This is a genomic window from Ferrovibrio sp. GW821-FHT12D07 (genome assembly GCF_058807275.1).
The window spans coordinates 796,270-815,970 of the sequence record NZ_JBXAQN010000002.1; the positions used below are offsets into that span (position 1 = coordinate 796,270).

A 19,701-nucleotide genomic window follows, 5' to 3' on the forward strand; every position below is an offset into this window, starting at 1 on the left:
CCTATTCAGCCGGCGGCAGTCCCACCGCATCGGTGAAATCGGTGCCCTCGATATTGGCGTCCTGCAGATCGGCGCCGGTCAGGACGGTCCCCTTCAGATTCGCGTTGCGCAGATCGGCGTGACGCAGGTTCGCGCCATCCAGGTGGCAGGCGAAGCTGCGCGTCGGCGCGACCACCAGCGGGCTCAGGTCGGCGCCGCGCATGTCGGCATGGCCGAGCTTGGCATCCTTCAGATTGGCGCCGCGCAAATCCGCTCGTGTCAGCCGGCAGTTGCGCAGGTCGGCGCCGGTCAGACGCGCGCCCTGCATGGCGGCCCCTTCCAGATTGAGCCCGAAGAACACTGCCTTCACCGCCATCAGGCCGGTCAGTTGCGCCTTGTACAGGCTGCCGATCTTGCGCAGGTCAAAACCGCTGAAATCCACCAGCTTGCCTTCCGCGCCGCCCGACGTGACCCACAGGCCGTGCAGGCGCAACGCCTCTTCGGGCGTCATGCCCAGTTCTTCCAGCGGCCGGCCGGCCGGCTTGTCGCCCAGCATGCCATCGGTCTTGGCACCGGACATATCGGCCATCTGCAGCTTGGCATCGGTCAACACCGCATTGGTCAGCGTCGCACCGGTGAGCCGCGCGCCCGAGAGATCCGCGCCCGAGAGATCGGCATTGGTCAGGTTGGCATGCGCCAAATTGGCGCGGACAAGATTGCAGCCCACCATGATCGCATCAGTGAAATCGGTGTGATGCGCAACCGCGCCGGTCATGCGCGCCTTGGTCAGGTTGGCGCCCTGCATCGCCGCGCCCTGCATCTCGACTGCGCCGGGCTTGTACTGGATAGCCTTGATATCGCGGGTCTGGCCGTCGCGTTCGGCGATCATGCCGTCGCGCAGGTCGGCATCGAACAGATTGGCTTGCGTGAGATTTGCGCCCTGGAGAATCGCACCGCGCAGATCGGCGCGCACCAGGCTAGCGCCGGTGAGGTTGGCATTGCGCAGGTCGGCGCCAAAGAACACGGCGCGATCCAGGTTGCAGCCACCCAGGCTGGCGCCATAGAGCGCCGCACCGGTAAAATCCGCATCGCTCAGATCGGCGCCGGCGAACAGCATGCCTTCCAGGTCGTGGAACGACAGGATCGCGCGTCGCCCGCCATAGACGCCGTTCCGATAATCCTGATGCAGCTTGATGAGGCTATTAATCTCGGCCTGGGACAGTTTCTTGCGGACCATGCCCGGTTGCGGGGCTGGTCCCGGCGATGTCTGCTTCGGACTATTGTCCATCCGATTTCCTCCGCGTGGGGACTTTCAGTCCCCTCAGAAGGAGATGGCGTCAGGCCGGCATCTTTTCAATGGCAGCCAGGCCGTCCTTCATCAGCTTGGCCGCAGCGGTGCCGCCGCTGACCAGCTCCAGCATACGCACGGCGCCATAGAGCTGCTGCTTGGCCGCTTCCTTGCCCAGCGCGTTCAGCTTGCCGGCCTTGATATCGGCGATCAGCGTGCCGCCACCCTCTTCGATCTGGCCACCGAGCTGCTTCAGCGTGACGCTCACATCCTTGTCGGCGCCGATCTCGCCCGCCACCTTCGCCACCTTCTGGATGGCATAGACGCGGTTCTCCGCCTCGACCTTGGCCTCGAAGATCGCCTGTTTCATGGCGGCTTCCTGGCCCGGCTCGATGCTGGCCGGTGTGGCCAGCGCATTGAGGACCTTATCATCCGCCCCGGCCAGAACACCGGTCTTCACCATATCGCGCAGCTTCACGCCGGCCGCATCCATCTCGGGCTGGGGGCCCTCGGCCATGCCGTCGGCCTTCAGGCGGCCGATCATGCGTACGAAATCGTCGACCATGCCGGCGATATTGCCGGCGTCCATCTTGGCAGCGTCGCTGCGACCGATCGCCTTGAAAAAGCGCTTGCTGTCGCCGGCGATCATGCGGCGGGCATACTGACCCGGCTTGAGATCGGCAATGCCGGTTGGCAGGTCGCCCATTTCACCGAAGATCGGCAGGGCCTGGAAAGCGTCGGTCATGCGCGCCAGCACGAAGGCGATCATATAGCCGGGCCGCGCCGCGCCGAAATTGCACAGCGCCGCGTAGGTGTCCTTGATCGCCTCGACCTGGCTGTCGAGGAACCTGCCGACCGGCTTGGGCGACAGCTCCTCGCGCAACGTCTCGAGGAAGGCGGCGATCTCCAGCATGCCCAGCATGTCGATCAGATCGAGATAGGCGGTTTCGCCACCCAGCTTGGTTACCAGATCGGTGCGTTTGGCCGGATCGGCCTCGGCGGCATCGATCTGCCCGCGCAGATGGCGCGCCGCAACCGACCAGAGCGTCTCGCCCAGCTTGGCGATGCGCGGATCCCCGACCGCACCCATGGCCGGAGGCGCTTCCTTGCGTAAGGACGCTTCCAGCTCCTTCACGGCGGCCTGATCGAGGCCACCCAGCACGAAGTCCCAGCAAGGCGCAAGCGAAGTACGCGATATGCGACCGAATTCCTTGTCGCTGTCTTCAGGGAAGACCAGAAGGTCTTCGAAGGGATGGCAGAAGATGCGCTGCAGGGTCAGATGGCGCGGCGGACGAGTCTTGGCCAGGCGCGGGCGCAGCGTGCCCAACGCGGCATCGGCCAGCGCCGCCGACAACACCACGGCGCGCGAGCGCTCGATCAGCAGGGTAAGCTGGGCGACTTTTTCGTCGGGAATCTCGAAAAGCTTGCGCTCGATATCGCGCAGTTCGGAGGCCAGATCGGTCATATCCGTCTCCGCTTCACATTTTCGACGCGACGGATCATCTCGATATCCAGCGAGCCCGAATTCCATCCCTCAAGGGCACGCACCTGCATGCGCGTGTTCTCCTGCATTGCCTGCACGTTCGGCCGGTTCAACGCTTCTTTCTCGGGGATCATCGGCAGAACTCGATAAATTTCCGTTACTGCTGCCCGCTGGTGGTCCCGGTCCTGCCCTTCGGCATCTTTCCACAGCAGGCTGATGAACTCCCAGCCATCAACGGTCCAGTACAGCCGCTCGACATCCTTCTGCAGAGTCTCCATCGCCTTGTCCCAGTTGGCCAGAACGCGCTCGACATAGTCCACCGGCCGCACCGCCGCAGTCGCCAGGTCGGCAGCGAAGCTTTCAGTGAAGGCCGCCACCTTGGAAATGCCGCGCGCCAGATCGGCGGCCTCCGACTTGTCGGTCATCGACCACTGGTTCAGGCGATCCGAAAGCGTGCCGACCTCCCTGATCAGGCGGCGCAGGCGACAGTCCTTGGTGGTGCCGGGCATACCCAGCGGGGCGATCATCTGCCCCCACAGTTCGAGGCGGGAATACAGCTCGTTGGCGGTGGTGCCGAAGCGCTGGGCGATCTCACCCAGGTCGCTTTTGACGCGCTCCCGGCCAGACGAGGAGGTAAAGTCGGAAAGATGCAGCTTCATCTCGCCGCCGGAGAGCTTTTCCACGGCCGACTTGAACAGGTAGAAGCGCGTCAGCAGCGCCTCATTCTCATCTTCCGCGATCGCTTCCTCGGCGCCGCGCTGTGATTCCGGACCGGCCAGGCCGGTCCGTGCGGTTTCCAGCGTGGCCCGCCGCACATCGGCCGGCAAGCAGGAATTTTCACGGAAGATGGCCTCCTGCAGAGCGCGATCATGCATGGTCAGCGAAAAGATGTCGGGCACGTCCTTCCAGCGGATGACGTAATTACCCTTCACGCCGGAAAAGGCAGAGACCGTCAGCTCGAGCTGGTCGCGGTTATCCAAGCGCACGCGCGCCTGGCTCAGGGCCGGCGTGGTGAAGGCAACCGCTGTTCCGCGCTCATCGAATTTGGCCGGCTGGAACTGCTGTCCCGCGCCTTTCGGAAAATTCATCCCCCACGCCCGACAGTAGAATAGAGAAACCTGTCTCCCTACTTAATCACATGGCAGGGACGGCGCAAACGATCTGGGCCTCTATGCCGGAAGCCAGACCCGTGATTTTTCGATTACCCTGATGGTTTCATCCCAGAGGTCCATCCGATGCAGATCGGCGGGGTCGACCCAGGCGACAGCCGCCGCGTCATCACCGGCCACCGCCTCCCCACCGGTCCAGCGGGCGGCATAATCGATGATGGTGTAGTGGTACAGGACCCGGCCGGCGGCATCGCGCTGAACGGAATCGATCACCTCGACCAGTCCCAGCAGTTCGATCTCGATCCCGGTTTCCTCGGCGATCTCGCGCCGGATACCATCGGCCACCGTCTCGCCCAGATCCTGCGCACCCCCCGGCAAGCTCCAGATGCCAGCCCGCGGCGGCCGGCCGCGCTGCACCATCAGCACCCGGCCATCCTTCCAGACGATGGCACCGAGGCCGATGATCGGCCGGTCGGGATATTCACGCGACATGGGTGCTCCAAACCCCGGCTTGCAAGCCGGATCATTGCTTTGCGTCGGGTGCTGATTTTCGTTATAAAAGACAAATTGCTCAATGATTTAAGCGTGGTTCCGGCATTTTCATGATCGAAATCCGCCCCCTGCACATCCGCATCCCACTGCAGTTCGGCCTTCTGGTTGCCGGCTTCGTGGTGCTGGTCAGCATGAGCCTGACCTCGCTGTGGCTGGCGCGAGAGACTGATAGTGCCTCGGAGCAGGTCGCCCATACCCTGGAAGTAAACAATGCCCTTGTCATCTTCCAGGGCGCCATCCGGCGGGCCGAAAGCGGCCAGCGCGGCTTCCTGCTGACCGGCGATCGCGCCTACCTGTCGGATTACGAGATCGGCCTCAATCGGATGCGGGAAATCCGCCCCGAGGTTGAGCGCCTGATCTCCGACAATCCGTCCCAGCAGGAGAAGTTCGACAGCCTGCAGCCCGCGCTGGACGCCAAGCTGACGGAACTGTCCGAGACGGTGCGCCTGATGACTGCCGGCCGGGACGAGGAAGCCCTCAGACTTACCCGTTCGGGCCAGGGCCTGGAATTGATGAACCGGTTGCTGGCGCAGATTCTGGCGATGATCGCCAATGAGCGCGCCCTGCTGGAAGAGCGGCAGGATTATTCCGATCGCACCAACCTGATGCTGTTCATCGTCAACTTCGCTGGCGGCCTGATCATCGCGGTGCTGGCGCTCGCCTCGATCTCGCTGATCCGCAAACGCAGCCTGCAGCTGGCCCAGGCGCATGCCGAACTGGCGGCAGCCAATGACAAACTGGCGAAAACCAACACCCAGCTGGAAGACCGTGTGGCCGAACGCACCGCCGACCTGCGCGAAGCCAATGAGGAAATCCAGCGCTTCGCCTTCATCGTCAGCCATGACCTGCGCTCGCCGCTGGTGAACATCATGGGCTTCACCAGCGAACTGTCGGCCCTGCAGGAAGAGATTTTCGCCGAGAAGGCCACCGAGGACGCCGGCAAGCGCGAGGCACAGCGCAAGGAATTCAACGAGGCGCTTGGCTTCATCAAGACCTCGATCGCCAAGATGGACCGGCTGATCAACGCGATCCTGCAGCTCTCGCGCGCCGGGCGGCGCGAATTCGTCTCGCAGCCAGTCGACCTGACCGCCCTGACCAAAGGCCTCGCCAACGACATCACACATCGCGCCCAGGAAGCCAACGCCAGGATCGACATCGGCGATCTGCCGAGCATTTCCAGCGATCGCCTAGCGCTGGAGCAGATTTTCTCCAACCTGCTCGACAATGCGATCAAATACCTGCGCACCGACATCCCGGGCCAGATCGACATCACCGGTGAAACGCGGCTCGGCTTCGTCCAGATTCAGGTGTCCGATAACGGCCGCGGCGTCGACCCGAAAGATCACGAGCGCATCTTTGAGCTGTTCCGTCGCGCCGGCGTGCAGGACCGTCCCGGCGAGGGCATCGGCCTTGCGCATGTGCGTGCACTGGTGCGACGCATCGGCGGCACGATCAAGGTCAACAGCGCGATCAATAAAGGCACAACCTTTACAGTAATTTTACCCAAAGCATGGACACCGTAATCTCCCCAGAAGTCAGGAAGCCCCATGTCCGAGAATAAACCCGTAACCATCGTGATGATCGAGGATGACGAAGGTCATGCCCGCCTGATCGAAAAGAATATCCGCCGCGCCGGCGTCAACAACGAGATCGTCGGCTTCAGCGCGGGCGCACCCGCGCTGGAATTCCTGCTCGGCGCTGACGGCACCGGCGAGGCCCACAAGGGCAATGCCCTGCTGATTCTGCTTGATCTCAACCTGCCCGACATGCAGGGCACCGACATTCTGCGCGCCGTGAAGAACAGCCCCGGCGTGGCGCTCTCACCGGTCGTGGTGCTGACCACCACTGACGACAAGACCGAAATCCAGCGCTGCTACGAACTGGGCTGCAACGTCTACATCACCAAGCCGGTGAACTACGAGAATTTCGCCCAGGCGATCCGCCAGCTGGGCCTGTTCCTGACCGTCATGCAGGTGCCGCAGAACGGCCAGCACTGACCGCAGAGTTCAGCAGACAATAAAAAACGGCGGGCCTTGGCCCGCCGTTTTCGTTTCCGGATAGAGCGACCGATTATTCAGCAGCCTGACTCAGGCCGCCATGCAGAAGCTGCCACAGCTTCTGCGGTGTCGCCGGCATGTCGACATGCTTGATGCCCAGATCGGCCAGCGCATCGACCACGGCGCTGATGGTGGCCGGGGCCGAACCGACGGCGCCGGCTTCGCCCGCACCCTTCACGCCTAGCGGATTGGTCTTGCAGGGTACTTCACACAGGATCACGTCGATATCGGGGAAGTTGTCGGCGCGCGGCAGGCAGTAATCCGTGAAGCTGCCGGTCAGCAGCTGGCCATCGGCGTCATAAACCACATGCTCGTACAGCGCCTGACCCACGCCCTGCACCACGCCGCCATGAATCTGGCCCTTCACGATGGTCGGGTTGATCACCTTGCCCATGTCGTCAGCCACCACATACCGCACCACTTCGGCGACGCCAGTGGCCTCGTCGATCTCGACCTCGCAGGCATGACAGCCATTGGGGAAGGTGATCGCCTGAATCTGGTGATCGGCAGCGGTATCCAGCCCGGCGGCCTGGTCATAGCCGACCCCGGAGCGCGCACGCGCCTCCTTGGCCACATCCAGGATGCCGACGCCGCGATCCGTGCCGGCGACAGCAAAGCGTCCGGCCGTGAATTCGATATCGCCGACGGCGGTTTCCAGCATCTCGGCCGCGACTGCCTTGCCCTTCTCGATCACCGCATCCTTGGTCTTGAGGATGGCGCCGCCCTGAGAATAGAGCGAGCGCGCACCACCGGTGCCGCCACCGGTGGGAATCATGTCGCTGTCGCCTTGCTTGATCCGGATCATGTCGAAATCCACGCCCAGCTGTTCGGCGACGATCTCGGTATAGGCGGTCTCATGCCCCTGGCCGGTCGACTGCGTGCCGACATAGACATCGACATAGCCGTCCTCGGCGAAGCGAATTTCCGCGCGCTCGGTCGGCGCGCCGCCGGTGGCTTCCAGATAATAGGCCATACCGATGCCGCGACGTTTTCCACGTTTGCGGGCCTCTGCACGCCGAACCTCGAAGCCGGCCCAGTCGATGGCCTTGAGCGCGGTGTCGGCAGTGTTCTCGAACTCGCCCGAGTCATAGGTAAGCCCCATGGCGCTGGTCCAGGGGAAGGCGGTCGGCGGGATGTAGTTCTTGCGGCGCAGCTCGGCGCGATCGATCTTCAGTTCCTGCGCCGCCACATCGATCAGGCGCTCCATCACATAATTCGATTCCGGGCGACCGGCGCCGCGATAGGCATCCACCGGCACGGTGTTGGTGAACACGCCCTCGACGCGGCTATGCACCGCCTGGAAGCGATAGACCGAGGACAGCACCTTGGTGCCGGCCATGGTCGGGATCATCGGCGCGTAGGTGGACAGATACGCGCCCATATCGGCGATGTTGTGGATGCGCAGCGCCAGGAAGTGATGGTCCTTGTCTAACGCCATCTCGGCATGGGTCAGGTTGGCGCGGCCATGAGTATCGGTGAGGAAGGCCTCGCTGCGCTCCGAAGTCCACTTGACCGGACGGCCGAGCGCGCGGGCGGCAAACAGCGTCAGCACCTGTTCAGGGTAGATGAAGATTTTCATGCCGAAGCCGCCGCCGACATCGTTGGTATAGACGGCAAATTTCTCGTCCGGCAGACCGAAAATCTTGGCCAGCAGCTTCTTCTGCACCCAGACGCCCTGGGTCGGCACATAGAGGGCGAAGCGGCCGGTGTCCTTGTCGAAGGAGGCAAGCGACGCACGGGCCTCCATCGAGGCGACGATGACGCGGTTGTTGTCCAGCGTCAGTTTCACGACCTTGGCAGCACCGGCGAAGATGCCATCGACCTTGGCCTTGTCGCCGACTTCCCAGTCGAAGGCGCGGTTGTTGGGCGCCTCGGGCCAGATCTGCGGCTGACCGGCATCCAGGGCAGTATTCAGGTCGGCCGCGGCCGGCAGGCTGTCATAGTCCACCTCGATCAATTCAGCCGCGTCGCGCGCCTGCGCCACGGTTTCAGCGACCACGAAGGCAACCGGATCGCCGACATGGCGCACCATGGCATCGGCCAGTGCGGGACGCGGCGGATCGGCGCGGTTGCTGCCGTCGCGGTTCTTGAGCGGGATGGTGCAGGGCAGGTCGCCGATATTGGCAGCCTTGAGATCGGCCAGCGTATAGACGGCCACCACGCCCGGCGCGTCCTTGGCCGCCGTGGTGTCGATCTTCAGAATCCTGGCATGCGCATGCGGAGAGCGCAGGAAAACGCCATGGGCCTGGTTCTCCAGGCTGATGTCGTCTGCGTAACGGCCCTTGCCGGTGATGAAACGCTGGTCCTCGACACGGCGAACCGGCTGGCTCTGGCCGAACTTGGTCATGCAGGCATTCCTTTCAGGAGAGACGCGGAGCCAGGCTTTCCGGGGCGTCTCTGGGGGGGGCACTGGTGGGGAAAATGATAGGGATTCTCCCTGCCCTTTCAACCCACCGGATTGTTACCCGACAAAGTTATGGGCCATAGGCCCGCAACGAGCGGTAGGTCCAGAAGGGCAGCGCACCCATGATCACGCAGGCGGCCGAAAATAGGAAAACCGCCGTGTAGCCACCGGTCACGTCATGCAGGGTGGCGCCCGTGAAGGTGCCGAAGGCCACACCAAAGCCGCTGCCCACCATGATGGTGCCGAAAATCATGCCGAAACGGGGCCCATGGAAGATACGGGCCGCGGTCGCGCCCACCATGGGGCCGCGCGCGCCAAACGACAGGCCGACCAGCAACACAAAGACCCAAAGCAGTAGCGGCGAGGACCAGGCCTTGAGCGCCCAGAGTGCGCCAAGACCGGTGAGACTGAAGGCATAGGAAATGGCGGCCGAGGCATGGCGGCCGATGCGGCCATCCATCCAGGCAAAGCCAAGGATGCCGATGGGGGTCAGCACGCCAACCAGGCCGTAGATCGAAGCGGCCTTGAGCGGCGCATAGCCCAGCTCGACCAGATAGGCGACTGCCTGCACCAGCACCGAGAACATGCCAGCCGACGTGAAGAAGAAAACCGAGGCCAGACCCCAGAAGGCCGGGTTGCGCATGGCCGTGCCGATGGTCCATTCAATCACGGCGATCTTCTCGACAACATCGCCATTGTCCTTCGTCGCCGGCTGCGGCGGGCGGATACGCCCGACCTGCGCCGTCGGCCAGGACACCAGCAGCAGAATGGGCGCCACCAGCACCGCGATGACGGCCAGCATGCGGTAGGCGTTGCGCCAGCCCCAGGTCTCGATCACCAGCTGCGCCAGCGGCACCAGCAGCAGCGAGCCGATGCCAAGCGCCGCATAGACGACGCTCATGGCGCGCGACAGCTGGATATTCTCGAACCAGCGCGCCAGCAGGGCAGAATGCGGGGCGTTGCCCAGAAAGGCTGCGGCGCCGCCCACGCCGATGCCAATGAAAATGTAGAGCTGCCAGATCGCACCGGCGAAGGACGCCAGCAGCAGGCCGATGGCCAGCAGGATCAGTCCGCCGACATAGAGTTTCAACGGCCCGAAGCGGTCGAAGCAGTAACCGGCCACCGGCGCACAAATGCCGGCCAGCAGCATCTGCAGTGAATAGATCACCGCCACATCGGCGCGGTTGGCCTGGAATTCCGATGTCAGCGCCAGCAGGAAGGTCGTGAAGGTCTCGCCGCTGCCGCGCGACAGCGCGTTGAGCAGGAAGCAGATGCCCACCAGCAGCAGGGCCGTGCGGGCAGCACTTGTTCGTCCTGATCCGTCTTCCGGCATCGGGTTCAGGACTCCATGCCGGATTCAGCCTTGCGCAGCATCTGCTTGGCGATCACCAACTGCTGGATCTGGCTGGTGCCCTCGTAAAGCCGGAACAGACGCACATCGCGATAGAAGCGCTCGACGGCAAATTCCTGGATATAGCCCGAGCCACCATGAATCTGCACAGCGCGATCAGCGACCCGTCCGACCATTTCGGAGGCGAACAGTTTGCAACAGCTGGCTTCCATCGACACGTTTTCACCCGCCGCGTAACGCCCGGCCGCATCACGCACCATGCAGCGTGCGGCATAGGCCTCGGTCTTGCTGTCAGCCAGCATGGCCTGGATCAGCTGGAACTCGGCGATGGCCTGGCCGAACTGTTTGCGGTCGCGCGCATAGGACACGGACTCATGAATCAGGCGTTCGGCCGCACCGACGCACATGGCCGAGATATGCAGGCGGCCGCGATCCAGAACCTTCATCGCGGTCTTGAAGCCCTGCCCTTCCTTGCCGCCGATGATGTTGGCGGCAGGTACCTTCACGTTGTCGAAGATCACATCAGCAGTATGCGAGCCGCGCTGCCCCATCTTCTTGTCGGGTTTCCCTATGCTGATACCCGCTGTATTGGCTTCAACAATGAAGGCCGTGACGCCGCCGGCACCCTTGTTCGATGGATCGGTGCGGGCCATCAGGGTGAAGATGCCGGCCTGCGGCGCATTGGTGATGAAGCGCTTGGCGCCGTTGATGACGTAATGATCGCCCTGCTTCTCGGCGCGCGTCTTGACGCTGGCGGCATCCGAGCCGGCATCGGGTTCGGTGAGTGCGAAACTGGAGATCACCTCGCCACTGGCCAGACGCGGCAACCAGGTTTCTTTCTGCCCCGGCGTGCCGTCGATCAGGATGCCCTGGCTGCCGATGCCGATATTGGTGCCGAACATGCTGCGGAAAGCCGGCGAGGTCCAGCCCAGCTCGAACACCAGCTCGACTTCTTCGGCCAGATTGAGGCCAAGGCCGCCGTATTCTTCAGGGATGGAAATGCCGAACAGGCCCATCTCGGCGAAGGCGCTGCGGATATCCGCCGGCACCTTGTCTTCATCCGCGACCTGTTTCTCGAGAGGAACCAGCCGTTCGCGAACGAAACGGCGCAGACCCTGGCGGGTCTGTTCAAGCGTATCGGCATCCATGGTCGTCACTCTGCCAAATGGTCTGTACACAGCTTGGCACAACCAGACCTGAGTGCAAGCCGGAGAGAGAAAAACTTCGCCTTAGCCGCGACGGAAAGCGATGGCGGCCACCCAACCGGCGAATACCGCCATCAGCACGGCGACCATGCCGTAGACCGCCGGCTCGGTACGTGAGAATTCGTAGATTTCCTGTTCGACGCCCTGCTTGTCGATGAACAGCGGTGTCGACTGGGCGGCGATGATGCGCTCGCCGCGCACCAGATAGACTTCGGTCTGATACGTGCCGACCGGCACGGTGGCGGGGAAGCTGATTTCAGTGCGGAACAGCTTCGGCCCGAGGAAATCGATGGCGCCGATATTCTCGCGATACAGTCCGTCGCGGATTTTCAGACGCACGATGGATTTTTCGTAATCGCCGATATTGTCGAAGCGGCGCAGCCCCAGATAGCGGAAACGCAGATGCTCCGTACCGATCTGCAGGCGCTGCAATAGGCTGGCCGGCGCGATCTCGCGCAGCGGGCGGCTGCTGGCCACGGCGTAATAGGACGGCACGTTGTCAAAACTTTCCGAACGCCGCGTCAGCCACAGACCGAGGGTCGGCCGCTTGCGACGCACCACCGACGTGGCAGTCGGACCGCGCACCACTACCACCACATCGCCGGGTTCATCGATCGCGCCAAACAGCAGCAGATCGGTGCCGTTGAAGCTGGAGGTGATGGCGATCAGATGCGAGGACAGATCGGTGATCAGCGGCGAGTCGGCCGGCGCCGGTCCGCGCGGCGCATTCGGCGTCGCCTGCGCGAAGGCTTCGCTGCCGCCGAGCAGAAGCAGGAAAAGCAGCAGCGCCTTCATCGTGGCCCCGCTTCAAGGAAGAACTGGTCATCGGGCGGCAGGATCAGCTCGACGGCCAGCGCGATCGCCACCGCCAGTACCAATGCCGCCAGCAGACCGCGAATCTGTTCGCCACGCAGCTTTGCGCCATGGCGCACGCCGTATTGCGCGCCAATCACCGAACCGAGCAGCAGCAGCAGCGCCAGGGTCACGTCCACCGTTTGCGTGGTGATGGCATGCAGGATGGTGACATTGGCGGTGACGAAGATGATCTGGAACAGCGATGTGCCGACCACGATGGCCGTCGGCATGCCCAGCAGATAGATCATCGCCGGCACCAGCAGGAAGCCGGCGCCCACGCCCATGATGGCGGCGAGAATGCCGACCAGGAAACCCAGCACCAGCGGCATCAGCGCGCTGATGTAAAGCTGCGACTTGCGGAAGCGCATCTTGAAGGGCAGCGCGCGGATCAGGTCGTGATCGTTCAGCCGCTTGCGCCGCACAATCGGGGCGTTGCTCGGCTTGGCCCGCAGCGCACGCACGCTCTCGGTCATCATCATACCGCCAATGGTGCCGAGGATGATCACATAGGAGAGCGCGATTACCGCATCGAGCTGGCCGATGCGCTTCAGCACGGTGAAGAGATAGGCGCCGAAGCTGGAGCCGACGAGGCCGCCGACCAGCAGCACCACGCCCATCTTGAAATCGACATTGTCCTTGCGCCAGTGCGCGTAGACGGCCGAGACACTGGCCGCTACCACCTGGTTGGCCGAGGTGGCCACCGCCACCGGGGGCGGCACGCCGATGAAGATCAGCATCGGCGTCAGCAGAAAGCCGCCACCCACCCCGAACAGGCCCGACAGATATCCCACTGCCCCGCCGAGCCCGAGCAGCAGCCATATGCTGACCGAAAGCTCGGCGATGGGGAGGTAGATTTGCATAATTGTGGCCGGACCCTGACGACTACGCGGCTTGGGGCTTCATACGCTTACAAAGCCCGTTTTTCTTATAAAGCTCCGGGACCAAACTGCCACGCCTATCATGGTGTTCGTGTGATTTTCCCGAACAAATGACCGGTCAGCTGGCCGCCCCGGCGCCACTGTTGTGCCCCATGCCGGCCGGCACCCCGGCCTGTTCCAGCTCGCGGCCGATGCGGCCCGAGAGGAAGGCGAAGTACATGCGGAAATCCGAAACGAAGGACCACAGCGGGTATTTGAAGCTGGCCGGCTTGTTCTTCTCGACGAAGAAATGCCCGATCCAGGCCGGGCCGTAGCCGATCAGCAGCGCGCCAACCAGCCAGTACCACTGCCCGGTGACGATCAGGGCCGCCAGACTGCCGAGGGCCAGCGTGGTGCCGAAGTAATGCCAGGCCCGGGTCACCGGCTTGGCATGCTCGCGCAGATAAAAGGGCCAGAACTCGGCATATGAAGATATCCGATTGTCGGACATTGTGTTTTCCTCCATACTCTGTTGTTAATGGCTTCGGTCGTTTTTACCAGATTTCCGCGAATTAATCCAACATTTGTTCACAAACGAGATTCGAGTTGACGTTGACGTAAGCGGAAACTAAGACTCAGCTCGACTCAAATTTGAGCCTTTAGGGAGGGCCTGCCGTGTCGGATATAACCTACACGATCACCGATCTGGCGCACGAATTCAAAGTCACCGCGCGCGCGATTCGCTTTTACGAAGACAAGGGGCTCCTGCATCCGTCCCGTCAGGGCATGATGCGGGTCTACACCAAGCGCGACCGCGCCCGTCTGCTGTTGATCCTGCGCGGCAAGCGCCTGGGCTTCAGCCTGGCCGAAATCCGCGAGATGATCGACCTCTATGATCTTGGCGATGGCCGCATCGAGCAGCTGACCCTGACGCTCAAGCGCTCGCGCGACCGTCTCTCCGCCCTGGAAACCCAGCGGCATGACATCGAAGAGGCCATCACCCAGCTCAAGCAGGACGTCCGCATCCTGGACGACTTCCTGAAGCAGAGCCGTGACCGGCCCAGCGCCGTATCATTCAAGGATTTTGTACGCAGCCAGACCGAACAGTTCGCTGCCGTCGCCGAATAAGCAAGACTGGCGCCGCAGCACCCTGCGGCGCCGCTTTCCATCCGTCTCTCGCTATCCAGATAAAAGACCGTCCGCTCTCAAGGAGATTCGTCATGATGCGCAATGTGGTGATCGCCGGCTATGCCCGCTCGCCGTTCACGCTCGCCCGCAAGGGCGCGCTGGCCAAGGTTCGTCCCGACGATCTCACCGCGCAGGTGCTGAAGGCGCTGATCGAGCGGACCGGCGTTGACCCCAAGGCCATTGAAGATGTGATCGTCGGCTGCGCCTTCCCCGAGGGCGAGCAGGGCCTGAATGTCGCGCGTTTGATCAGCTTCCTGGCCGGCATCCCGCAGGATGCGGCCGGCACCACGGTCAACCGCTTCTGTGGCTCCTCGATGCAGAGCATCCATCAGGCCGCCGGCGCCATCCAGATGAACGCGGGCGAGGCTTTCATCTGCGCCGGTGTCGAAAGCATGACCCGCGTGCCGATGGGCGGCTTCAACACCCTGCCCAACCCGACGCTGCTGAAGGAATACCCGCAGGCTTATGTCTCGATGGGCATCACCGCCGAGAACCTGGCCAAGAAATACGGCATCGACCGCAAGGCGCAGGAACAGATGGCTGTCGAAAGCCATGCCAAGGCGCTGGCCGCCCAGAAGGCCGGCAAGCTGAAGGACGAGATCGTCGCCATTGTCGACGGCAATAACCGCGTCGAACTCGACGGCTGCATCCGTCCGGAAACCACGGCTGAAGGCCTGGCTGGTCTCAACCCGGCCTTCGACGAGAAGGGCACGGTCACTGCCGGCACCTCGTCGCCGCTGACCGATGGCGCGTCCGCCACGCTGGTCTGCTCGGAAGATTTCGCCAAGGCCCATGGCCTCAAGGTCCTGGCCCGCATCAAGTCGGTGGCCGTCGCCGGCTGCGCACCTGAGATGATGGGCATCGGTCCGGTGCCCGCCACCAAGAAGGCGCTGGAGCGCGCCGGTCTGAAGCTCGGCGATATCGACATCATCGAGCTGAACGAAGCCTTCGGAGCCCAGGCGCTGGCCTGTGTGGCAGAAGCCAAATACGACATGAAGAAGGTCAACCTGGATGGCGGTGCGATTGCGCTCGGCCATCCGATGGGCGCCACCGGTGCGCGCATCACCGGCAAGGCCGCCTCGCTGCTGAAGCGCGAAGGCAAGCAGTTCGCGCTGGCCACCCAGTGCATCGGTGGCGGTCAGGGCATCGCCACCGTTCTGGAAGCCGTCTAACGCCACTGCGACTGGAGTTCAAAGTATGAGCGAGATCAAGAAAGTCGCGGTGATCGGTGCGGGTGTCATGGGATCCGGCATTGCCGCCCATGTCGCCAATGCCGGCATTCCCGTCATCCTGCTGGATATCGTGCCGCAGGGCGCCAACGACCGCAGCGCACTGGCCAAGGGCGCCATCGACAAGATGCTGAAGACCAAGCCAGCGCCGTTCATGCATCCGCGCGTGGCCAAACTGGTCACCCCGGGCAACCTGGAAGACGACCTCGACAAGCTGGCCGACGTGGACTGGATCTGCGAAGCGATCATCGAGAATGTCGATCTGAAGCGGAAGCTCTATGCCCAGCTGGAGCAGAAGCGCAAGAAGGGTTCGATCGTCACGTCCAACACCTCGACGATCCCGCTCGACCTGCTGACCGAAGGTTTGCCGGAAAGCTTCGCGGCCGACTTCGCCGTCACGCACTTCTTCAACCCACCGCGCTATATGCGCCTGTTCGAGTTGGTGAAGGGCCCCAAGACCAAGCCTGCTGTGATCGACGCGCTGCGCCAGTTCGGCGACGTGAAACTCGGCAAGGAAGTGGTCGACTGCAAGGACCGCCCGGGCTTCATCGCCAACCGCATCGGCATCTACTGGTCGACGGTCGCCACCGCGCTGGCCTATGACCTCGGCCTCACCGTCGAGGAAGCCGACAGCATCGTCGGCCGTCCGATGGGCGTGCCCAAGACCGGCATCTTCGGTCTCGCCGATCTCACCGGCATCGACCTCGGCCCGCATGTGGTCGGCTCGATGCTGAAAACCCTGCCCAAGACCGATCCGCTGCTGCAGTTCTACAAGGCCGATCATCCGCTGAACGCCCTGATGCAGAAGATGATCAAGGACGGCTATACCGGCCGCAAGGGCAAGGGCGGATTCTACCGCGCCCGCGGCAAGGAAGCGCTCGATCTCAAGACCGGTGAATTCCGAGCCACCATTCGCGCCAACCTGGAATCCGCCAAGGTGGCGAAGAAGGGTCTGCGTGCGCTGGTCGAGCATCCCGACAAGGGTGGCCAGTATGCCTGGGGCGTGCTCAGTCGCGTGCTGAGCTATGCCGCCGACCTGGTCCCTGAGATCGTCGACGACATCGCCGCGGTCGATACCGCGATGAAGACCGGCTACGCCTGGAAATACGGTCCCTATCAGCAGATCGACCAGCTCGGCACCCAGTGGTTTGCCGACAAGCTGAAAGCATCGGGTATGCCCGTGCCGAAGATGGTGGAAATCGCCGCCGGCCGTCCGTTCTACAAGGAAGAAGGCGACAAGGCCTACCGCCTGACGCCGAAGGGCGACTATGCCGAGATCGTGGTGGCGCCCGATGCCTGGACGCTGGCCGACAAGAAGCGCGGCAAGCAGCCGATCCTGTCCAACAAGGGTGCCAGCATCTGGGATGTGGGCGACGGCGTCGCCTGCCTGGAATTCCACACCAAGATGAATGCGGTGGATGCCGACATCATCGCCATGGTCAAGGAAGCCGGCAAGATCGACAAGAAGGGCTTCAAGGCGCTGATCATCGGTTCCGACTCCGACAACTTCTCGGTCGGCGCCAATATCGGCATCGCGCTGTTCCAGGCCAACATTGCCATGTGGCCTGCCATCGAGCAGGGCATGACCGAAGGCCAGGACGCCTATATGAAACTGAAGTATGCCCCCTTCCCGGTCGTGTCGGCGGTTGCCGGCATGGCGCTGGGCGGCGGCTGCGAGATCACGCTGCATTCCTCTGCTATCCAAGCCCATGCCGAAAGCTATATGGGTCTGGTGGAAGTGGGCGTCGGCGTCATCCCCGGCTGGGGTGGCTGCAAGGAGCTGATCACCCGCGCCATCACCAACAAGCGCCGTCCCGGCGGTCCGATGCCGGCACTGGCACAGGTGTTCGAGGCGATCTCGACCGCCAAGGTCGCGACCTCAGCCATGGAAGCGCGCGACATGCTGATCCTGCGCGACAGCGACAGCATCACCATGAACCGCCGCCGCCTGCTGGCCGATGCCAAGGCCAAGGCGCTGGAACTGAGCAAGGACTACAAGCCGCCGGTGCCGGTGGAAATCAGCCTGCCCGGCCCCACGGCCAAGGCGGCGATGAGCCTGGCCGTCGAAGGCTTCGCCCAGCAGGGCAAGGCCACCAAACATGATGTCGTCGTCTCCGGTGCCCTGGCCAATGTGGTCTCGGGCGGCAAGACCGACATCACCGAAGTGGTGACCGAGAAGAAGCTGCTGGAGCTGGAACGCGAGAACTTCATGGCGCTGATCAAGACCAACGCCACGCTGGACCGCATCGAACACATGCTCACCAAGGGCAAGCCCCTGCGCAATTAAGCAGGGATCAGGGAGAGACAGGCCATGCCGAGCTATACCGCCCCCGTAAAGGACTTCCAGTTCGTGCTGCACGACGTGCTGCAGATGGAAAAGATGAGCAACCTGCTGGGCTTCACCGATGCCAGCCGTGACGTGATCGACGCCGTGCTGGAAGAAGGCGGCAAGTTCATGAGCGAGGTCACCGCGCCGCTGAACCGCGTCGGCGACCTGGAAGGCTGCAAGTGGGATAACGGCGTCGTCACCACGCCGACCGGATTCAAGGAAGCCTACCAGCAGTATTGCGAGGCCGGCTGGGGCGCGCTGACCGCCGAGGAAAAGTACGGCGGCCAGGGCCTGCCCCATGTGCTGGGCATCGCCATGGCGGAAATCCAGTCCTCGGCCAACATGGCCTTTGCCATGTATCCTGGCCTGACCCACGGCGCCTATGAAGCGCTGCTGCGTCACGGCTCGGAAGAGCAGAAGGACAAGTATCTGCCGAACATGGCGTCGGGCAAGTGGACCGGCACCATGAACCTGACCGAGCCGCATTGCGGCACCGATCTGGGCCTGATGCGCACCAAGGCCGAGCCCCAGAAGGACGGCAGCTATCTGGTCACCGGCACCAAGATCTTCATCTCGGCCGGCGAACATGACATGGCCGAGAACATCATCCATCTGGTGCTAGCCAAGATTCCGGGCGGCCCGGAAGGCATCAAGGGCGTCAGCCTCTTCGTGGTGCCGAAATTCCTGGTCAACGATGACGGCTCGCTCGGCGCCCGCAACGGCGTCTCCTGCGGCTCGATCGAGCACAAGATGGGTATCCACGGCAATTCCACCTGCGTGCTGAACTACGACAACGCCAAGGGCTGGCTGGTCGGCCAGATGCACAAGGGCATGCAGGCGATGTTCGTCATGATGAACGCCGCCCGCCTCGGCGTCGGCGTGCAAGGCCTGAGCCAGGCCGAGGTCGCCTACCAGAACGCGCTGACCTATGCCAATGACCGCCTTCAGGGCCGCGCCATCACCGGCACCAAGGCTCCGGACAAGCCGGCCGACCCGATCATCGTGCATCCCGACATCCGTCGCATGCTGCTGACCATCAAGGCCTTCACCGAAGGCAGCCGCGCGCTGGCGCTGTGGACCGGCATCGAGCTGGATATTTCCGCCAAGCATCCGGACGCCGACCGCCGCCAGGAGGCCGACGATCTGGTCGCCTTCCTGACGCCGATGGTGAAAGCCTACATGACCGATTACGGCTACCAGTGCGCCACCATTGCCCAGCAGGTCTATGGCGGTCACGGCTACATCGCCGAATGGGGCATGGAACAGTTCGTGCGCGATGCACGTATTGCGATGATCTATGAAGGCGCCAACGGCATCCAGGCGCTCGACCTGGTCGGCCGCAAGCTGCCCACTGGCATCGGCCGTCTCGCCCGCCGCTTCTTCCATCCGGTCTCGACCTTCGTGGAAGAGAACATGATGGACCCCGCGATCGGCAAGGACTTCGTCATGCCGCTGGCCAAGGCCTTCGCCCGCCTGCAGACCGCCACTGCGCTGGTCTCCGAGCGCGGCCTGAAGAACCCGGATGAAGCCGGCGCGGCCTCGTGGGATTACCTGAATCTCTTCGCGCTGGTCGCGGTGGGCTTCATGTGGGCCCGCATGGCCCAGGTGGCCAAGCAGAAGCTGGCCGAAGGCGGCGGCGACAAGGAGTTCTACGAGACCAAGCTGATCACTGCCCGCTTCTTCATGGAGCGCATGCTGCCCGATACGGCGGCGCAGCTGGCCAAGATCCAGGCCGGCTCGGAAAGCACCATGATGCTGAAGGCCGCCAATTTCTAAACAGGACTAGCCGTGCAGTGCATGGCCCAAGTCTAGCCG

General features: G+C 63.2%; 16 protein-coding genes. 6 read left to right on the top strand and 10 right to left on the bottom strand.

What is annotated here, in order from left to right:
- Position 1: 1 nt before the first annotated feature.
- The 4 genes from AC1RRE_RS15690 to AC1RRE_RS15705 form a co-directional block, all read right to left on the bottom strand.
- Positions 2-1,216, bottom strand: a complete 1,215-nt coding sequence (locus AC1RRE_RS15690) for a pentapeptide repeat-containing protein (RefSeq protein ID WP_492982129.1) — start codon at positions 1,214-1,216, stop codon at positions 2-4.
- 100 nt (positions 1,217-1,316) lie between these two features.
- Entirely contained in the window at positions 1,317-2,732 is a 1,416-nt protein-coding gene (locus AC1RRE_RS15695; RefSeq protein WP_492982130.1) for a hypothetical protein, read from the bottom strand.
- Positions 2,729-3,838, bottom strand: coding sequence for a hypothetical protein (locus AC1RRE_RS15700; RefSeq protein WP_492982131.1), 1,110 nt, complete (start codon positions 3,836-3,838; stop codon positions 2,729-2,731). The genes AC1RRE_RS15695 and AC1RRE_RS15700 overlap by 4 nt, the downstream gene beginning before the upstream one ends.
- A gap of 81 nt (positions 3,839-3,919) precedes the next feature.
- Positions 3,920-4,351 carry an NUDIX hydrolase gene (locus tag AC1RRE_RS15705; protein WP_492982132.1) on the bottom strand — a complete coding sequence of 144 codons (432 nt, stop codon included), beginning with the start codon at positions 4,349-4,351 and terminating at the stop codon, positions 3,920-3,922.
- 110 nt (positions 4,352-4,461) lie between these two features.
- Between AC1RRE_RS15705 and AC1RRE_RS15710 the strand changes: the two genes are divergently transcribed.
- The gene (locus tag AC1RRE_RS15710) at positions 4,462-5,934 is read left to right on the top strand and encodes a sensor histidine kinase (RefSeq protein WP_492982133.1); all 1,473 of its coding nucleotides are present in this window, start codon (positions 4,462-4,464) and stop codon (positions 5,932-5,934) included.
- Positions 5,935-5,958: 24 nt separating this feature from the next.
- Entirely contained in the window at positions 5,959-6,408 is a 450-nt protein-coding gene (locus AC1RRE_RS15715; protein ID WP_492982134.1) for a response regulator, read from the top strand.
- A gap of 73 nt (positions 6,409-6,481) precedes the next feature.
- Here AC1RRE_RS15715 and AC1RRE_RS15720 read toward each other — a convergent pair whose 3' ends face one another.
- From AC1RRE_RS15720 to AC1RRE_RS15745, 6 genes are all read right to left on the bottom strand, one after another.
- Positions 6,482-8,815 carry a xanthine dehydrogenase family protein molybdopterin-binding subunit gene (locus tag AC1RRE_RS15720; RefSeq protein WP_492982135.1) on the bottom strand — a complete coding sequence of 778 codons (2,334 nt, stop codon included), beginning with the start codon at positions 8,813-8,815 and terminating at the stop codon, positions 6,482-6,484.
- Positions 8,816-8,942: 127 nt separating this feature from the next.
- The gene (locus AC1RRE_RS15725; RefSeq protein ID WP_492982136.1) at positions 8,943-10,205 is read right to left on the bottom strand and encodes an MFS transporter; all 1,263 of its coding nucleotides are present in this window, start codon (positions 10,203-10,205) and stop codon (positions 8,943-8,945) included.
- 5 nt (positions 10,206-10,210) lie between these two features.
- Entirely contained in the window at positions 10,211-11,371 is a 1,161-nt protein-coding gene (locus AC1RRE_RS15730) for an acyl-CoA dehydrogenase family protein (protein ID WP_492982138.1), read from the bottom strand.
- Between the two features lie 81 nt (positions 11,372-11,452).
- Positions 11,453-12,223: a TIGR02186 family protein gene (locus AC1RRE_RS15735; protein WP_492982140.1), complete on the bottom strand. Its 771-nt coding sequence runs from the start codon at positions 12,221-12,223 to the stop codon at positions 11,453-11,455.
- Entirely contained in the window at positions 12,220-13,143 is a 924-nt protein-coding gene (locus AC1RRE_RS15740; RefSeq protein WP_492982142.1) for a sulfite exporter TauE/SafE family protein, read from the bottom strand. Before AC1RRE_RS15740 ends, AC1RRE_RS15735 begins: the two co-directional genes overlap by 4 nt.
- 136 nt (positions 13,144-13,279) lie before the next feature.
- A complete protein-coding gene (locus AC1RRE_RS15745; protein WP_492982144.1) occupies positions 13,280-13,651 on the bottom strand; it encodes an Mpo1-like protein in 372 nt (123 codons plus the stop codon).
- 164 nt (positions 13,652-13,815) lie between these two features.
- Between AC1RRE_RS15745 and AC1RRE_RS15750 the strand changes: the two genes are divergently transcribed.
- The 4 genes from AC1RRE_RS15750 to AC1RRE_RS15765 all read left to right on the top strand — a co-directional run bounded on the left by AC1RRE_RS15750 (position 13,816) and on the right by AC1RRE_RS15765 (position 19,662).
- Positions 13,816-14,268, top strand: a complete 453-nt coding sequence (locus AC1RRE_RS15750) for a MerR family transcriptional regulator (protein ID WP_492982146.1) — start codon at positions 13,816-13,818, stop codon at positions 14,266-14,268.
- Between the two features lie 95 nt (positions 14,269-14,363).
- A complete protein-coding gene (locus tag AC1RRE_RS15755; RefSeq protein WP_492982947.1) occupies positions 14,364-15,500 on the top strand; it encodes a thiolase family protein in 1,137 nt (378 codons plus the stop codon).
- Between the two features lie 25 nt (positions 15,501-15,525).
- A complete protein-coding gene (locus AC1RRE_RS15760) occupies positions 15,526-17,844 on the top strand; it encodes a 3-hydroxyacyl-CoA dehydrogenase/enoyl-CoA hydratase family protein (protein ID WP_492982148.1) in 2,319 nt (772 codons plus the stop codon).
- A gap of 24 nt (positions 17,845-17,868) precedes the next feature.
- Positions 17,869-19,662 carry an acyl-CoA dehydrogenase C-terminal domain-containing protein gene (locus AC1RRE_RS15765; RefSeq protein WP_492982151.1) on the top strand — a complete coding sequence of 598 codons (1,794 nt, stop codon included), beginning with the start codon at positions 17,869-17,871 and terminating at the stop codon, positions 19,660-19,662.
- The last annotated feature ends 39 nt before the right edge of the window (positions 19,663-19,701 follow it).

Excerpts from the sequence above, each read along its gene's own strand:
- AC1RRE_RS15760 (WP_492982148.1), top strand. The coding sequence starts at position 15,526 with ATGAGCGAGATCAAGAAAGTCGCGGTGATCGGTGCGGGTGTCATGGGA.
- AC1RRE_RS15720 (WP_492982135.1), bottom strand. The coding sequence starts at position 8,815 with ATGACCAAGTTCGGCCAGAGCCAGCCGGTTCGCCGTGTCGAGGACCAG.
- AC1RRE_RS15710 (WP_492982133.1), top strand. The coding sequence starts at position 4,462 with ATGATCGAAATCCGCCCCCTGCACATCCGCATCCCACTGCAGTTCGGC.
- AC1RRE_RS15725 (WP_492982136.1), bottom strand. The coding sequence starts at position 10,205 with ATGCCGGAAGACGGATCAGGACGAACAAGTGCTGCCCGCACGGCCCTG.
- AC1RRE_RS15740 (WP_492982142.1), bottom strand. The coding sequence starts at position 13,143 with ATGCAAATCTACCTCCCCATCGCCGAGCTTTCGGTCAGCATATGGCTG.
- AC1RRE_RS15695 (WP_492982130.1), bottom strand. The coding sequence starts at position 2,732 with ATGACCGATCTGGCCTCCGAACTGCGCGATATCGAGCGCAAGCTTTTC.
- AC1RRE_RS15730 (WP_492982138.1), bottom strand. The coding sequence starts at position 11,371 with ATGGATGCCGATACGCTTGAACAGACCCGCCAGGGTCTGCGCCGTTTC.
- AC1RRE_RS15745 (WP_492982144.1), bottom strand. The coding sequence starts at position 13,651 with ATGTCCGACAATCGGATATCTTCATATGCCGAGTTCTGGCCCTTTTAT.
- AC1RRE_RS15700 (WP_492982131.1), bottom strand. The coding sequence starts at position 3,838 with ATGAATTTTCCGAAAGGCGCGGGACAGCAGTTCCAGCCGGCCAAATTC.
- AC1RRE_RS15735 (WP_492982140.1), bottom strand. The coding sequence starts at position 12,223 with ATGAAGGCGCTGCTGCTTTTCCTGCTTCTGCTCGGCGGCAGCGAAGCC.
- AC1RRE_RS15705 (WP_492982132.1), bottom strand. The coding sequence starts at position 4,351 with ATGTCGCGTGAATATCCCGACCGGCCGATCATCGGCCTCGGTGCCATC.
- AC1RRE_RS15715 (WP_492982134.1), top strand. The coding sequence starts at position 5,959 with ATGTCCGAGAATAAACCCGTAACCATCGTGATGATCGAGGATGACGAA.
- AC1RRE_RS15765 (WP_492982151.1), top strand. The coding sequence starts at position 17,869 with ATGCCGAGCTATACCGCCCCCGTAAAGGACTTCCAGTTCGTGCTGCAC.
- AC1RRE_RS15755 (WP_492982947.1), top strand. The coding sequence starts at position 14,364 with ATGCGCAATGTGGTGATCGCCGGCTATGCCCGCTCGCCGTTCACGCTC.
- AC1RRE_RS15690 (WP_492982129.1), bottom strand. The coding sequence starts at position 1,216 with ATGGTCCGCAAGAAACTGTCCCAGGCCGAGATTAATAGCCTCATCAAG.